This window comes from Psychrobacter sp. S1-30-MNA-CIBAN-0213, from assembly GCF_040309845.1.
Classification (GTDB): domain Bacteria; phylum Pseudomonadota; class Gammaproteobacteria; order Pseudomonadales; family Moraxellaceae; genus Psychrobacter.
In genome coordinates, this window is sequence record NZ_JBEOPE010000011.1 from 85768 (window position 1) to 102705 (window position 16938).

Consider the following 16938-nt stretch of genomic DNA (forward strand, 5'->3'; position numbering starts at 1 on the left):
AGGATATATACCTATGTCTAACCTTTCTAATAAACCATTGCCAACGACTCAACACGCTGTACTTATTCGTGAGTTTGGTGAACCCGAGGTCATGAACTATCAAGACGGTGTCGCTATCCCTGAGTTAAGTGATGACCAAGTGTTAGTGAAAGTCGCGTATGCAGGCATTAATCCCGTTGATTATAAGACTCGCCAAGGTAAGGGCTGGGGTGCCGAGAATATCCGTAAAAATAAATTTGACCATGACAAACCTGCTATTTTAGGTTTTGATATGGCTGGTGTTGTGGTCAAAAGTAATAACGATCAGTTTACTGTTGATGAGAAAGTCGCAGCGCTTACTTTTGATGGTGGCTGCTATGCTGAGTATGTCGCAGTCGATGCTACATTGCTGGCTAAAGTGCCAGAATCGATAACGCTAGAGCAGGCAGGTGCACTCCCTTGTGTAGGACAAACAGCGCTACAATTTGTAGAGTTTGCTGATATCAAAACAGGCGAGCATGTCGTAATGAATGCCCCGGCAGGTGGTGTTGGTCATCTACTCATTCAGTTATTAATGGACAAGGTAAATCAGGACGATATCAAAATCACTGTTATTTGTTCACCAGAAAAGTATGCCAAGCTTGATGACCTTATAGATAAGAGCAGGCTAGCAGGCTGGGTTGATTATACTAAAGAGGATGCGTTCCCTGATTTGCAAGCGGATGTACTACTGGACTTGGTCGGTGGTGATGCAGGTTTACGTGCGCTTGATGTGCTCAAGTCTGGTGGACGCGTCAATGTGCTACCAACGATTTGGGTCGATAAGCTCAAGGAGGCTGGCAGCCAAAAAGATCTAAATGTCGCTGGTTATAAAGCTCAACGTAGTGGGCAAGATATGGCAAGAGTATTACAACAAGTGGCAACTGGTAAGCTCAAATTACATATTCAGCAGACTTATCCGCTATCTGAGATCGTTGCCGCTCACACTGAGCTACAAAAAGGCGATACCTTTGGCAAAATTGTCTTAAAAGCCAGCTAATCTGAAAGCACGTGCCGAAACGTTAGACTAATTCGTCCATCGGCTACTGTTTTAGTCTTAGTGACGGTGTGCTTCCAAAATGCTTGGGTATCACCATGCATAACGATAAGCTGACCAGACTCAAGATGAAGCTCGACTTTATCTTGAGTTTTTTTATGCTTAAAAACAAATTTTCGTGTAGCGCCAACGGACAAGGAAGCAATAATTGGCTGATAGCCTAGCTCCTTTTCATCATCCGCATGATAGCCCATACCGTCAGATCCTGAAGGGTAATAATTTAGCAAACAAGTATTAAAGTCAGCGGCGATTCCAATATTTGCCAGCTGTCGCTCGACAACTTGTTTCACATGAAACACTGCATCTGACCATGGAATGCTTTGGCGCGCATGACCGGAGTATTGGTAACTGGTATCTTCTTCACCCATCCAAACAATCTGACGAGTGGTGACATGAGTTTTACCAAATAAAGTTACGATATCAGAGCGCCAAGGAAGCTCAGTTAAAAGTGTGTCGTAGAGATCATTAGGATTATTAATAATAACTCCTAAATTATTGCCCTTGCCATCATAGGGTAACAAGTTATCAGTGGGTGCTGGGACAAAAAGATCAGTCATGGTTTGGTCTATTTACGGCTTTGATAGTGTTCACTTATGATTTGCGCACATAATTCAGGCGCTTCCATCGGTAACAAGTGACCGTAATCTGTTAGTGATATGATGCTGTTGTCAGGTACAAAATTTTGCCATTGCTTGCGAACTTTATGGTTAATAAACAAAGTTGGTTTACCGGTAATAAGCGTATAGGGGCAGCGCAATTTTTTAAGAGATTTATCAATATGTGGCGTGCCAAAGTAATTGGCGAGCTCTTGCTCTGGATCAAATATTAGAGAGTAGCTGCCATCAGTATTTGCAGCAAGGCTTTGTTCAGCGAACACCAACAAGTGCTCATCACTGATACGTCTGTAAGCACGTTGTTCGCGCAGGTGCTCATAGTAACCTTCGATACTTGACCAAGTCGTTCGCTTGGTTAGTGTGCTTTTAAAAGGCTCACGGCTGAGCATAAAAGCCCGTGGGAGTAAATTATATAGTGCTGTTTGTTTCTTGGTAAAAGTGACTGGCTCGATAAGGTATAGTTGTGAGAATAGATCGGGACGCTTGGCCGCCGCCATTGCGGTAGCGGTTGCCCCTTGTGAATGTCCAATACCGATAATAGGTGCATCTTGAGTTTTGTCCAAAAACTTAATGAGCATATCGGCATCTTGTTCACGAGTCAGGCGACGAGCTTTGGGCTTGTCGTACCAATAGCCACGCATTGCTAGCGAGGTTATATCAAAATTATCCGCAAGATTATGCATTAGAGGCTGATAGGTACCGACGGTGAAGCTATTGCCACCATAAAAATGCGCAGCTGGACGTTTATGGGTACTTTTCCCTACCGCCGCATTGAGCTGAGTTAAGTCGTAATAGCGGGCTTGTTGTCCACTGATATCAATACTGTTTGTAAATGCTTCCATGAGAATAACACTTCCTTGTGACTCATTATGTTTAACGATAATTAACTGTTTTCACCTAAGAAACCACCACTTTGGCGTTGCCATAATCCAGCATAGACGCCATTTAATGCTAATAATTCATCATGGCTGCCTTGTTCGATGATTTGACCTTTATCCATGACCACCAATCTATCAAGCGCTGCAATCGTTGACAGACGATGGGCAATAGCAATGACGGTCTTGCCAGTCATGATATCATTTAGGCTTTCAGTAATGGCGTATTCAATCTCAGAGTCGAGCGCACTTGTCGCTTCGTCCAATAATAAAATTGGCGCATTTTTTAGCATAACGCGTGAGATGGCAATACGTTGACGCTGACCGCCAGAGAGTTTGACCCCGCGTTCTCCAACCTGCGTATCAAGACCAGTATTGCCTTTATCATCATATAAGTCTTTGATAAACTCCCAAGCTTGTGCTTGCTTAGTGGCAAGAATGATTTCTTCATCGCTGGCATCAGGACGTCCATAGGCGATGTTTTCACGTACGGTACGGTGGAGCAGTGAGGTATCCTGCGTTACCATACCGATTTGCTGACGCAAGGATTCTTGAGTGACTTCATCAATCGCTTGTCCATCGATATAAATTTTACCTTTATCAACATCAAAGAAGCGCAGTAATAAATTCACTAGGGTCGATTTACCAGCACCTGAACGTCCAACCAAACCGATTTTTTCACCGGGTTTGATATCTAAATAGAAGTTATCCAGTAGTTTTACTTGTGAGGGGATAAGCGCTGTTCCTTCAGTATCAACCTCATCAATGCGCTCACCTTCGATATCATCTTCACCCTCATAACTAAAATCAACACGGTCAAAGACGATATGACCATCGGTAACTTTTAGATTAGAAGCGTTAGGCGCATCAACGATAGTCTGCGGTGCAGATAAGGTACGCATACCGTCTTGGGCGGTACCAATGCTCTCAAACAAGCTTGCTGTTTGCCACATAATCCACTGCGTTAAACCGTTTAACCGTAACGCCATTGCGGTTGCTGCGGCAATAGCCCCAACGCCAATATCGCCTTGTTGCCATAAATAGATACCAATCCCAGCCGTACTACTCACTAAAATAACGCTGATCAGATGGGTTGAGATCTCTAAATAGCTGACCCAGCGCATTTGCGCATGAACCGTTCCTAAAAACTGACCCATAGCGTTCTTAGCATAACCCAGCTCACGGCGCGAATGACTGAACAATTTAACGGTCATAATATTGGCGTAAGCATCAGTGATACGGCCAACCATCAACGCGCGGGCATCAGCCTGTACGATAGCAGTCCGTTTAAGCTTGGGAATAAAAAAACGTAAAGTAAAGCCAACGAGTACAAACCAGATGATAAATGGGATTAGTAATAAGCTGTCTAAGTTAAATAAAATGACACCGGTGGTAATAAAATAAACGATCACATACATAAACATATCAGTGACCGTCATCACCGTATCGCGCACGGCCAGTGCGGTTTGCATTACCTTGGCAGAAACTCGACCAGAAAACTCATCTTGATAAAACTGCATCGACTGCCCGAGCATATGCTGATGAAAACGCCAGCGCATTTGCATCGGGAACACGCCCTGAATCGACTGAAAATGAATAAACGATGATAAGGCAATCCAAAACGGACTCAGTAGCATTACCGCTAGCATCAAAAGGAGCACGTCGCCTTTTTCAGTCCATAGCGTTTGCGGCGTATAGATACCTAGCCAGTCAACTATATTACCAATCCATGCAAATAGCATCGCTTCATAAATGCCGATACCCGCGGACAAAATCATAAAAAACAGTAGCCAGCCACGTAAACCTTTGGTACATGCCCACAAAAATCTCAACAGCCCTTGACGAGGTGAGGGTAATGGCATAGGAGTATCAGGAAAGGCGGGTAGACGATTTTCAAAAAAACGGAATAGAGCATTCATAGGCAAAAATGATACGCCAAGATAAACGATATTAAACGTCATCTTGGGCACTTACTTGTGTTATTGGGATTACGCACTATTTTAGCAAAACTTCAGAGTTACACCTGCATGCTAATTGTAATTTGAACGCTACAGGTCGTATTTGGTATTAACTGTTAAAAACCACTATAAATAGATTGCTGTATAAAAAATATTTTGTTACCTTCCCCTATTTCGTTTTATTCAATGGGGTATATTCTCTATTAATAATCATTGGCTTATCTAAGAATCAAGCGCTTAAAAATGACTATATCAAGATTCTCAGCACTGGCATACGAACAATAAACCTGCAAAATTGCAATTTAAGAAGGTAGAAGCTAATGATTTATTTAACGATTGCGGTGCTATGTAGTGTCGCTGTTTCCGTTCTGCTCAAAGTTCTAAGACGGAAAAACATAGATATTCGCCAAACAATCGTGGCCGGTTATCCAGTCGCCTTTTTACTGACTTTTATCTTATTAAAACCAGATGTGAGTAGTGTTAATACACTTGGCGCTGCATGGGGCATTATTATCGCTCTTGGTGTGCTGTTGCCCGTCGTATTTGTAATGCTTGGACGTGCCATTGAAGCCGTTGGAATGGTGGCAACCGATGCAGCTCAGCGTTTATCATTGATTATTCCTATTGTTGCCGCCTTTTTATTATTTGGTGAGATTTTGACTGGCACGCGCATATTTGGGCTAGCTTTAGGATTTTTGGCACTAGGAGCCTTGGTTTATCGTCCGCAGCAAGCTGTCATTGCTAATACCAGTGGCAATACTACTACTAGTGGCAATAACACCAATAGTATAAGTATGGCAGCTACTGAGACTGCCAATAAAAATCCTGCACTCAAAACACCGCTATGGTTGTTTGGGGTGTGGGCAGGTTATGGCATCATTGATATTTTGTTCAAACAAGTTGCCAAGCAAGGCACGGCATTCCCCTTGACCTTATTTGTCAGCTTTGGACTGGCAGGGTTGTTGTTATTTATATATTTGCTCATCACATGTGTGCGCTGGCAAGGTAATGCACTTGTCGCAGGATTACTGCTTGGTGCGCTCAACATGGGTAATATTTATGCATATGTGCGTGCACATCAAGTATTGTCTGACTCACCAAGTATCGTATTCACAGGTATGAACGTTGGAGTCATCGCAGTGGCGACTATCATTGGAGTAGGTGTCTTTAAAGAATCTCTTAATCGTATCAATATGCTGGGATTGTTGTTAGCAGTAAGCGCTGTGGCAGTACTGTTCTTAGCTTAGACAACGAGACAATGTAAATTTCACGAGCAATTTAACATTTATAATAGGAATAGAAGGTTAAGTTTGTATATGCTGATATCAGTATATATAATAAAGCATAGTGATATCATATATAAATCCAACAACTGTTCTTAAAAATCACTAATTCTTAACTTATTCAATGTAGGCACATAGTATGTCCTATGGTAAAGTTACTTATAGTTAGATCGTATGCAAGTTGTCATATAGCGCATAAGGTGTCACAGTAAAATTGATACTTATTAATAATTAGAGGATGCACACTTAATGGAATATCAAAAGCAATTACAACGGATAAAAGACGGTTCGGGATTTATCGCGGCACTCGACCAAAGTGGTGGAAGCACGCCTAAGGCACTTGAGAATTATGGTGTGAGTGGGGATGAGTACGATAATGACGAAGCCATGTTTGATCTTGTACATGAGATGCGTGTACGGATTATGACTTGCGACTGCTTTGATAGCGAGCGTGTTCTTGGGGCGATTTTGTTCGAAGATACGATGGATCGTGAGGTCAATGGTAAGCCTACGGCTAACTATCTATGGGAAGATAAAAATATCGTGCCTTTTTTAAAGGTGGATAAAGGCTTAGCAGAACAAATGAGCGGCGTACAAGTGATGCGTCCAATACCTAATTTAGATGCATTATTGGATAAAGCCCAAAACTACCCAGTGTTTGGCACTAAAATGCGTTCAGTAATTTATGAGCCAAGTGTCGATGGTATTGAGCTTGTCGTCCAGCAGCAGTTTGATGTGGCGAAGCAAATTATCTCTAAGGGTTTTATGCCTATCGTTGAGCCAGAAGTAGATATCAATAGTGCTGAGAAGCACGAATGCGAGCTACTGCTTAAAACCAATCTATTGCATAACCTTGAGCGCTTGGCTGATGATAAGCAAGTGATGCTTAAGCTGACTTTGCCTGAAGAATCTGGTTTCTACCAAGAATTGATTGATCATCCAAAAGTATTAAAAGTCGTTGCCTTGTCTGGCGGTTATAGCCGTAGCGATGCTTGCGAAAAGCTTAAGCAAAACCCAGGTATGATTGCCAGTTTCTCACGCGCGTTTACCGAAGGTTTGAGTAAACAGCAAAGCGATAAAGAGTTTGCTGATACCATCAATATCTCAATCGATGAGATTTATAAAGCGTCGAAGGTTTAAATTTTCCAGAAGACTGGAACGTACATTAAAAATCCCAATAAGCGTTCTGCTTACTGGGATTTTTTACTTTATATTGCAAAATAAGTTCATATTTAAAGTTACATCCGTGACTACAAATCATGTTCTCGTAGCCAGTCATCAATCATGACATTAAGACGTTCACCTGAGAAGCTTGGAAAATGACCACCATGAACGACACGGACGGGCAAAGCATTTAAGCGCCGCATGCTTTTAGCGTAGTCAAAAATATCACTATGCCAAGTATCTTCAATCAGTGGGCCGTCATAAATGAGATCGCCAGATATTAGAGTTTTAGTAGCGGTCTCCCAAAGGGCAATGCCACCAGGTGAGTGACCTGGAGTGTGAATTACTTCAAACTGCCGGTTGCCTAGATCAATTATGTCACCATCTTCTAGCTGTACAATTTTCGCTGGGACAGGAATTTTATAGCCGCAGTGCGCATAGGGCGCTGGCGGTAAGGCGTCAAACATCTCATCATTGACAAACATATCAGCTAAGGTGCGTGCATTGTCTGGTGCTGCAAGAATATCAGCCTCAGCCGAGTGCACATGACAGCAGCCAAATTCACTTGCTGCGCCAATATGATCGAAATGAGTGTGACTAGCAACGCCGACTACTTCGCGTTCAGTAAGTAAAGCAACATGACGACGTAAGGGCACAGCACCTAAGCCAAAATCTACCAATAAGTCGCGCTCGCTCCCTCTTACATGCCAAAGATTACAGCGAAAAAAAGGCTTAATCCAAGGCTCGTCGATGAGCGTAATGTCATCGCTCATACTTTGAGTTCGATACCATTTCTCCGGTGCAATACGCGGTAGCGTGCTTTCATTCATAAGCCAGCTCCATTTAACTTATCTAAATCTTTTAGATAGTCATGATTAGTACGGCTTTCATTAATTCGGTTCAAATCGATATCTACTATTAATATACCAGAATCATTGCCAAGATTACCCAATACCTCACCATCAGGACCAGCTACGAGACTGTGACCGCAATAATGCAGCTCTCCTTCTATGCCAGAGCGGTTAACACAAGCGACGAAGCATTGATTGTCCATCGCGCGGACACGAATTTGAAGTATCTGGCGTTCCGCATTCGGCATCATATTAGCGGTAGGCGATAGTATAATCTGTGCACCTGCTTGAGCGAGTTTTCTGGCTATTTCTGGAAATTCATTATCATAACAAATCATTAGTCCCAACTTTCCAAACTGAGTATCGACGACGCAATATTTTTCACCAGCAGTGAAATATTCATGTTCACGGTCCCATAGCTGGCGTTTATGATAAGTGGCGAGACGCTTGCCACTGTCGTCGAATAAGACAGCAGAGTTGGTCAACTGACCATTGGACTGATGCTCGGCAAGTCCAAATAATATATGCAAATTATATTTAATCGCGAGCTTGGCGACTTGAGTAGCGATGGGTCCATCTACTGATTCAGCCAAATGATCGAGACGCTCGAAAATATTATAGCCAGTCAATGCCAGCTCTGGCATGACGAGCATGTCTACTTTCGCATTTTCTGCTAGCTGGCAGAGGCTTTCTAAGGCCTCTAAGTTGGCAGAAGGATCAGCCCATACGGGGTTGGTTTGAGCAAGCATTAGTCTCATGATACGGTTACTCGCTGGTTGAGTTGATAGCAGTGCTAGAGCGAGTAAATAAAGTAGCTCCTAGCCAGTAAAGGGCACCAGTGATTATAAATACTGGTAATGAAGCGCCGAAAGCGGGTGGAGAAATTATTGCCCAATAAGCAGCGAGAGTAGCACCAATCAAGTAAGCACCGATAGCAATCTTTGCAGTAGGACGCCCTAATTGACGCTTAGAATCAAGAAGCTTAGCTGTATAACCCTCTTGACCAACCAAGTAATAATCAACAATCATTACTGAAAACGCTGGAATGAAGAGCGCGCCTACTAATAATAAGAAATTTTGAAACTGATCTAAGATACCCGGAATTAGTGCGCCCAAAATAGTGACAACACCAATGATTAATGCAGGTTTCCAAAAGCTCATATTAGGCGCTATATTCATACATGACAATGTAGCACTGTAAACCGCCATAACGTTAGTTGTCATGACTGAGAAGAAAATGACTAATGCAGCTGGTAAACCAAAGCCAAACTCTGCAAGCAAGCGCGTAGGATCGTAAGTCTGTTCCATACCATTTAGTATTGAAAGACCTGAAATCATAGCACCTAACCCCATAGCTACAATAGCTGCTAAGATGTAACCGAAATAGGTGGCCCAGATGGCAACTCGTGAGGTCTTACAGTTACGGTTATAATCCGCTGCTGAAGACATCCAAGAAAATGCAGTGGCAATGACAATATCAAAGGCAATACCTAAAGTAATGCCATTGCGAGATTCAACTGGCATCTCAAAGAGTGCTGAGACATCGTAATGCTGGTAAAGCTGATAGAGTACTATAACCGTGAGTCCGGCCATTGCTAGTGCTGCCCAGCGTTCGACAAGTTCAATTCCGAGATGACCACGTAGCACAATCAGTACCACGACGGTCTCACACAGAATAACAAACAGTGGTAAGTTGCTATATCCTGTAGTCACTTCAATAGCATAGTTGAGACTCATGCCTGCGAGCAGAGCTTGAATACAGCTCCAAGCAATCAGTACACACATATTTACTAGTGAGATCAGTTGACTACCAAGGGGGCCATAAGCTCTTCGAGTCAATGCCATTGATGGTAGACCAGTGCGTTGGCCCATAAGCCCAACTAAGAGCAGTGGAATTGCACCAATCAACGAGCCAATCAGTACCGTTGTTATAGCGGTGCTAAATCGTAAATCAGGTACCAATAACATACCAGTTAGAATAGTAGTGACGACTATGTTGGCACCGAACCATAGAGCGAACGTACCAAGCGAACCTAAACTGTGTCCCGCGTTATTTGGCGATAGTGTGTCTTGTCCAAAAAATGAAAATGGTTTGGTCATTACGGTCTTCCTTAACCGAATTATATTAATACCAGCGAATCAAATGCACTGGTGACGATAGAACTATCCATGTATATACCGTGTTGGGAAAATAGCATTTCTAATCGTATTTGTAGTAAATGTAATCAAATAAAAGTTTACTTATTTTCACGATACATAATTAAGAGTAATCAGACCATGCTAAATTTTAGAAGTAAACTTCTGTTATTTCGTAGTGAATCCATCTAGTTACTTATAATTAGGAGTTATATTTTAAAAATACAATATTAAAATATAAGAAGAGCTTAAGAGTAGTGAATGTCTTACATAATTTTATGAATGATCTAGATATACAGTAAGAATAATAAGGCATGACTATGACTGTAGCTTGATTCAGACGTAAAAAAAGCTTGAACCTAACAATTAGGTTCAAGCTTTTTACTTTAACTAGATTTTAGTAAATGAATAGCTATATCTCTTTATACAACTGACGGCCTTCACTATGATGTTTTTCGGTCATCTCTGCCATACCTTTACGTACTTCCTCGGCCTTGCCCAACAAGCTCAGTTTTTACTTCTTCAATCAGATGACCAGCATTGGTTAAGTCGCCCGTTTAAGGCGTTACCTTTTTATTAGCGGCATCTTTATCCAGTCCCGCTGCATATTCCCGCACGTTTTGAGTGATTTTCATCGAGCAAAATTTTGGGCCACACATTGAGCAAAAGTGGGCGGATTTGTGCGCATCTTTTGGCAAAGTTTCATCATGATATTCACGCGCGGTATCAGGGTCGAGGGCTAGATTAAACTGATCATCCCAGCGGAACTCAAAACGAGCTTTGGACAAAGCGTTATCACGTGCCTGTGCACCTGGATGGCCTTTGGCAAGATCGGCAGCGTGAGCGGCAATCTTATAAGTGATGATGCCGTCTTTGACATCCTTTTTATTGGGCAGACCCAAATGCTCTTTTGGCGTGACATAACAAAGCATGGCGGTGCCGAACCAGCCAATCATCGCTGCTCCGATGGCACTGGTGATATGGTCATAACCCGGTGCAATATCTGTCGTTAAAGGCCCTAACGTATAAAATGGCGCGTCAGCACACAGCTCAAGCTGCAAATCCATATTTTCTTTGATACGGTTCATCGCGACGTGACCCGGTCCTTCAACCATGACCTGCACATCATGCTCCCATGCCACTTTGGTCAGCTCACCCAAGGTTTTGAGTTCACTGAATTGCGCTTCATCATTGGCATCTTGTAAGCAACCAGGACGCAGACCATCACCCAAACTAAAGGCGACATCATAGGCTTTCATAATCTCACAGATATCTTCAAAGTGAGTGTACAAAAAGCTTTCTTGTTGGTGCGCCATGCACCACTGCGCCATGATTGAGCCACCACGTGACACAATGCCTGTAAGGCGTCCGGCAGTCATCGGTACATAATCGAGCAGTACACCTGCATGAATAGTGAAATAATCCACGCCTTGCTCTGCTTGTTCAATCAAGGTGTCGCGGAATATCTCCCATGTTAAATCTTCAGCGACGCCATCGACTTTTTCTAGCGCTTGATAAATAGGGACCGTACCAATCGGCACTGGTGAGTTACGAATTAGCCATTCGCGGGTTTCATGAATATGATTGCCGGTCGATAAATCCATAATGTTGTCTGCGCCCCAACGTGTTGCCCACGTCATTTTTGACACTTCTTCGTCAATAGAGGAGCCGAGTGCTGAGTTACCGATATTGGCGTTAATTTTTACTAGGAAATTGCGTCCGATAATCATCGGCTCAGATTCAGGGTGATTGATGTTATTAGGGATAATTGCGCGTCCAGCGGCAACTTCATCACGTACAAATTCAGGGGTGATAATTTTCGGCGTATTAGCACCGAAGCTCTCACCATCATGTTGACGCATATCAGTCAACTCGTGCTGCTTTTGCGTCTCACGAATGGCGATATACTCCATTTCAGGGGTGATAATGCCGCGACGAGCATAGTACATTTGCGTGACATTTTTGCCTGTTTTTGCACGGCGAGGTTTATCAATGTGGGCAAATCGTAAGTTGGCAGTGCTAATATCACGGGCGCGCGTTTGTCCATACTGACTTGATAGACCTTTTAACTGCTCGGTATCTCCGCGCTCGTTTATCCAGCCTTCACGTAATTTTGGCAATCCTTTGGTGAGGTCAATCTCAACATTGGGATCAGTATAAACACCTGATGTGTCATAGACATAAAACGGTGGGTTTTGCTCCCATTCGTTCTCAGAAATGCCTTGCACAGGGGTTGGATCAAGCGTTATTTCGCGCATCGGTACTTGAATATCGGGTCTTGAGCCTTCGATATAAATTTTACGGGAGGCGGGCAAGATACGGTGTAAGTCGCGGGCATCTTCTTCAAAGCGCGCGTCTGTTTGATGGCGATGGGCAGGTGTTTTTAGGGCATCTGCTTTTTTATCCGCTTTGCTGTCAGTCGCGTTGAGCGAAGCATTAGCTGGGATATGGGTTTGAGCAGCTTTTGTGTTCGAGGTAATGTCTGAGATAGTCATATGCTGTCCTAGCGTGTTGGTTTTTGAATAAAATCAACACCGCCAGTAGCTGCGGGGTAAGCATTAGTTATCCATGCGATATCAATTTAAATAAAATGATTACTCTACTAAACTTAGATCTAGTAAATTATTTTAGAAATTGGTAGACGCAGCTTCGTATCATTCGTCATTATATAGCGCTTGGCAAGCGACAAAAAATAGTGACGATAATAAAAAGGCATTTCTGCACGCCCTTTGCACATATATAACCATTGCTTAAGACTTCCCTGCGTCGGTACTAACCGCATCAGGTTCGGCGGGTGATCTCTCAGCGAATGTATAAAGGCGATTACTTTAATAAAGTAAGTTTAGTAAAGCGAGCCTTTAATACACCGCACCCCGAGTCTGTCAGTGTTGTGAATCAACTTTATACTAGCAAACTTCTATGGCGAATTATAGTCATTTACCAAGTTTAATAGTATCAGGTTCAAAAGTGTAAATCTTAAGCCTCTGGTGTCCAACCTTGCGCACGCTCATAGTCTTCATTATCCAAAAACTTATCACGCTGTTCGGTTAAGAATTTTTTGGCTGCAGGATCCATCATGCTTAAATGGTTCTCATTAATAAGCATCGTCTGATGTTCAAGCCATTCTTTCCACGCTTTGTCAGATACCGTTTCTTGTAGCTCTTGACCTTTTTTATTAGGAAAAGGCGGATGCGGCATTTTTGGCAATTCTTGCTGATATTTACGGCAAAAAACTGTATTGGCTTGTGGGTTAAAACTCTCAGTCATGAGGCGCTCCTTATTAAGTAAGCTATTAATTTATTAAGTCAAATATCGATATCAACCTATGATAACGGTCTTGGTCGATTTAGCAAAGGCTATCAAGTATATAGAAGGTAACCGTAAATCTGCTTAATAGCAATTTTGCCAACAATATGACAAATAAAAAACACCCGCCCTAAGTAGTGAATGTTAGGAGCGAGTGTTAAATATACAATATTAAGGCGGTTTTTTTAAACCAGGCGTTTAAGCAAACACTTTTAAGCGTGCACGACCATTAACGACAGCTTGCTTAACTTGATTGGGTGCAGTGCCACCTAAATGATCACGAGCTGCTAATGAACCTTCTAATGTTAAAAAGTCAAACACATCATCACCAATAGCCTCACTAAACTGCTGTAGTTGGGCAAGTGACAAATCACTCAAATCAACACCCTCTTTAATACCTAGAGCAACGGCATTACCGACCACTTCATGCGCATCACGGAATGCCACACCTTGGCGTACGAGATAATCTGCTAAATCGGTCGCAGTCGCATAACCTTTCATGGTGGCAGCACGCATGTTTTCTTTGTTTGGCGTAATATTTGGCAACATATCAGCGAACGCCAAAAGCGAACCAGTTAAGGTATCAACACAATCGAATAGAGGCTCTTTGTCTTCTTGGTTGTCTTTATTATAGGCAAGCGGCTGACTTTTCATAAGGCTCAATAAGGTCATCAACTGACCAAATACGCGTGCTGCCTTACCGCGTACCAGCTCTGGCACATCAGGGTTTTTCTTTTGCGGCATAATAGATGAACCGGTACAAAAACGATCTGGTATCTGTACGAAGTTAAACTGCGCTGACATCCACAGAATAATCTCTTCGCTCATGCGTGACATATGCATCATTAAAATAGAAGCAGCTGAAGTAAACTCGATAGCAAAATCACGGTCAGAAACTGCATCTAGCGAATTCTGGCAAATACCTTCGAAACCTAGAAATTCAGCAGTGATAGTGCGATCGATTGGGAAGGTCGTACCAGCAAGGGCGGCGCTACCAAGTGGCATCTGATTGATACGGCGGCGTGCATCAACTAGACGTTCAGTATCACGATATAACATCTCAAACCATGCCATTACATGATGACCAAAGCTGACAGGCTGTGCGGTTTGCAAATGGGTAAAGCCTGGCATAATGGTATCGGTATGTTGTTCAGCCAAGTCAAGTAGGCCGCTTTGCAGGCGTACCAATAAGGCAATGATATTGTCAGTTTCTTCACGCAACCATAAACGAATATCAGTTGCGACCTGATCATTACGGCTACGTCCAGTATGCAGCTTTTTACCCACTGCACCGACGATATCGGTTAAGCGCGACTCAACGTTCATGTGCACGTCTTCAAGCGCAATCGACCATTTAAACTCGCCTGCTTCAATCTCGACAAGCACCTGCTTTAGACCGTCGATAATTGTTGCAACCTCGTCAGCCGTCAGAATGTCACATTCTTTGAGCATAGTAGCGTGAGCGATTGAGCCTTCGATATCATGTCGCGCAAAGCGTTGGTCAAAGCCAACCGAAGCGGTAAAGGCTGCAACGAAGCTATCGGTCGCCTCACTAAAGCGTCCACCCCACATTTGTTGCCCCTGTGCATTGTGGGCGGGGCTGTCAGCTTGATTAGGGGTAGCGGCATTTGTCTGTGTGGCCGCTGCATTTGTGCTAAAATCAAGTGAATTTGAATTTTTATCTTGCTTGGGATTACTAGGATTTGAAGAGTTGGCGTTCATATTGGTCTAAGACAAGTCAGGAAAATAAGAGCTCAAGTATAGCAAAGGATGAGGTTGCCTTGCTAGCTGAGCGCTTAGAGTTTTTTATGCCTAGGCTTACAGAAATGATGAAACCATGGCAATGGATGCTCTATATCTTCTTTTGGGCGCTGTTTGTTACGTCGATTGATCGTCATGATCTGGCTACTTGGCCTCAATTTTTTGTTAAATTTTTAAGCCGAATTGTTCAGTATACTTTGAGCATTATTCCCTCTCTATATTTGATAGATTATCTGCGACCTATTTTTAAACGTGCCAATCCTATCAACGTTAGCATGAAGGTTTTGCTCCTATTTACCATTACCTCTGCTGTGTCTGCAATGCTAGTCATGCTGGTAAAGATCAATACTGGCTGGCTGGTTTATGAGCGTAAAGCCTTTGTATTAAACGTACTATTCAATATTGTGATTACGGTCGGTTTTACTTTAGTATTTATGTTGTACTTTATTAGACGTTACCGTGAGTTGATCGCACTCAAGCAGTCATTTGAGCACAAACTTACTGCCCAAAATGACTTAATGAAGGCACGTATTGCCCCACATTTTTTCTTTAATACCGTCAATATTTTAGTATCACTTATCGAATCTAACCCTCCACAGGCTGCTGAACTTTTACAACATGTATCGGCACTCTTTCGAGCCACTTTTAATGGCGCGCGCGAAATTAGCTTTGAAGAAGAAGTTGCCCTTTGTGAGCATTACTTAGCGATTGAATCGAGTCGTTTGAGCGATAAGCTGGTTGTAAATTGGAATCTTCCTGACGATGACGTCATGTATGATATGGTAATTACTGCGTTAACTTTACAAAGCGTTCTTGAAAAAATGCTGCTTAATGTCGTTGAGATGACAACTGAAACTATTTTTATCGATATTACTGTAACATGGCAACAGCATCGCGTTACTATCACTGTGACTGTCCAACTGCCCAGTAAAACCTTAATGGTTGTTCATGACTTACGTCGCCATGTGAACTTTTATATCCAAGCTGAACGTCTCAGAGCCTATTTTGATCAAAGTGCTAACATACAAAGTGATGTCACCAACGAGCGCATTGTGACCGTGATTAATTACCCTCTACATGATGTAGGATTATAGTTTTTCTCAACACAAAACTTAAATCGACCATTTATTCTACCTTTCATTCAAATATCGCTACCGTTAATTCAAACATGGCATATTTATTGCTGCATATCTTGTATAACGCTATTTTAGAGACTTAGTCACTCGTATGCACTTAGGTTGATTGATTGGTAGCTACAGGGTTTGAATCAAAAACCATATGAATATCATCATCAAGCTGTCTGTTTTAATAACATATAGATGACAAACGCTCTCCAAAACTCATGCAGGTTTTATAGCTTGTTTGAAGTAAGATAATTACGAATTATCGGTGTCTAACTAATTAATCATAGAGTTATGAAATAATTATTTTTATGTATGCTGGGCTACTGCGAATTTATACAAATATAATATCAAGAGTAGTTAAAAATATATTTATTATGCTGTAAAAGAGGAATCTATATGCGAATCGTAGTTTGTGATGATGAACCACTTGCTCGTGAGCGTTTGGTTAGAATCGTGCAAGAATCAGGGTACGAGGTGGTCGCCCAAGCAACGACTGGTGCTGAGGCCATCACTGCAGTAAAAATACAGCAGCCTGATATAATATTGCTCGATATACGAATGCCAGAAATGGATGGGGTACGCTGTGCACAAGCACTTAATGAGCTTGAGCATCCGCCAGCTATCATTTTTGTTACAGCCTACGACCATTATGCCATTGCAGCGTTTAAAGCCAATGCGATAGGCTATTTACTCAAGCCTGCAAATAAAGATGAAGGGGCTGTCCTAGATAAATAAAATAATCTAGGATAGTCATATGAGAAAGAGTAGATTAAGTTGGTACAAACAAACTA

Annotated in this window: 14 protein-coding genes and 1 riboswitch; of the genes, 5 read left to right on the plus strand and 9 right to left on the minus strand. The window is 42.4% G+C overall.

Annotation, left to right across the window (positions count from 1 at the left end):
* Nucleotides 1–13 precede the first annotated feature (13 nt).
* Entirely contained in the window at nt 14–1018 is a 1005-nt protein-coding gene (locus AAEY87_RS10920; RefSeq protein ID WP_350657181.1) for an NADP-dependent oxidoreductase, read from the plus strand.
* Here AAEY87_RS10920 and AAEY87_RS10925 read toward each other — a convergent pair.
* Genes AAEY87_RS10925 through AAEY87_RS10935 form a run of 3 tightly spaced genes read right to left on the minus strand, consistent with a single transcriptional unit; the run spans nt 1015 to nt 4483 of the window.
* Nucleotides 1015–1632, minus strand: a complete 618-nt coding sequence (locus AAEY87_RS10925) for an alpha-ketoglutarate-dependent dioxygenase AlkB family protein (RefSeq protein WP_350657182.1) — start codon at nt 1630–1632, stop codon at nt 1015–1017. The genes AAEY87_RS10920 and AAEY87_RS10925 overlap by 4 nt on opposite strands.
* An 8-nt stretch (nt 1633–1640) precedes the next feature.
* Entirely contained in the window at nt 1641–2531 is an 891-nt protein-coding gene (locus tag AAEY87_RS10930; protein WP_350657184.1) for an alpha/beta fold hydrolase, read from the minus strand.
* 41 nt (nt 2532–2572) lie between these two features.
* Nucleotides 2573–4483, minus strand: coding sequence for an ABC transporter ATP-binding protein (locus AAEY87_RS10935; RefSeq protein ID WP_350657197.1), 1911 nt, complete (start codon nt 4481–4483; stop codon nt 2573–2575).
* Between the two features lie 359 nt (nt 4484–4842).
* On the opposite strand from AAEY87_RS10935, the gene AAEY87_RS10940 reads away from it, so the two are divergent.
* Nucleotides 4843–5769 (plus strand): EamA/RhaT family transporter, encoded by a 927-nt coding sequence (locus tag AAEY87_RS10940; RefSeq protein WP_350657185.1) that lies wholly within the window; start codon nt 4843–4845, stop codon nt 5767–5769.
* 285 nt (nt 5770–6054) lie between these two features.
* Nucleotides 6055–6945: a fructose bisphosphate aldolase gene (locus tag AAEY87_RS10945; protein WP_350657186.1), complete on the plus strand. Its 891-nt coding sequence runs from the start codon at nt 6055–6057 to the stop codon at nt 6943–6945.
* Nucleotides 6946–7055: 110 nt separating this feature from the next.
* On the opposite strand, the gene AAEY87_RS10950 is transcribed toward AAEY87_RS10945, so the two are convergent.
* The 6 genes from AAEY87_RS10950 to argH form a co-directional block, all read right to left on the minus strand.
* Nucleotides 7056–7799 (minus strand): MBL fold metallo-hydrolase, encoded by a 744-nt coding sequence (locus AAEY87_RS10950; protein ID WP_350657187.1) that lies wholly within the window; start codon nt 7797–7799, stop codon nt 7056–7058.
* On the minus strand, nt 7796–8578 hold the full coding sequence (locus AAEY87_RS10955; protein ID WP_350657188.1) for a carbon-nitrogen hydrolase family protein: 783 nt from the start codon (nt 8576–8578) through the stop codon (nt 7796–7798). The genes AAEY87_RS10950 and AAEY87_RS10955 overlap by 4 nt, the downstream gene beginning before the upstream one ends.
* A gap of 7 nt (nt 8579–8585) precedes the next feature.
* The gene (locus AAEY87_RS10960; RefSeq protein ID WP_350657189.1) at nt 8586–9920 is read right to left on the minus strand and encodes a purine-cytosine permease family protein; all 1335 of its coding nucleotides are present in this window, start codon (nt 9918–9920) and stop codon (nt 8586–8588) included.
* Between the two features lie 593 nt (nt 9921–10513).
* Nucleotides 10514–12451, minus strand: a complete 1938-nt coding sequence (thiC, locus tag AAEY87_RS10965) for a phosphomethylpyrimidine synthase ThiC (RefSeq protein WP_350657191.1) — start codon at nt 12449–12451, stop codon at nt 10514–10516.
* Between the two features lie 246 nt (nt 12452–12697).
* A riboswitch (TPP riboswitch) is annotated at nt 12698–12842 on the minus strand.
* Nucleotides 12843–12932: 90 nt separating this feature from the next.
* Entirely contained in the window at nt 12933–13223 is a 291-nt protein-coding gene (locus tag AAEY87_RS10970) for an oxidative damage protection protein (protein ID WP_068033730.1), read from the minus strand.
* A 237-nt stretch (nt 13224–13460) separates the two neighbouring features.
* Nucleotides 13461–14834 (minus strand): argininosuccinate lyase, encoded by a 1374-nt coding sequence (gene argH, locus AAEY87_RS10975; protein WP_350657198.1) that lies wholly within the window; start codon nt 14832–14834, stop codon nt 13461–13463.
* Between the two features lie 236 nt (nt 14835–15070).
* On the opposite strand from argH, the gene AAEY87_RS10980 reads away from it, so the two are divergent.
* Complete coding sequence (locus AAEY87_RS10980) at nt 15071–16117, plus strand: histidine kinase (protein WP_350657192.1); 1047 nt, start codon at nt 15071–15073, stop codon at nt 16115–16117.
* Between the two features lie 426 nt (nt 16118–16543).
* Nucleotides 16544–16882: a LytR/AlgR family response regulator transcription factor gene (locus tag AAEY87_RS10985; protein WP_350657193.1), complete on the plus strand. Its 339-nt coding sequence runs from the start codon at nt 16544–16546 to the stop codon at nt 16880–16882.
* Nucleotides 16883–16938: the final 56 nt, after the last annotated feature.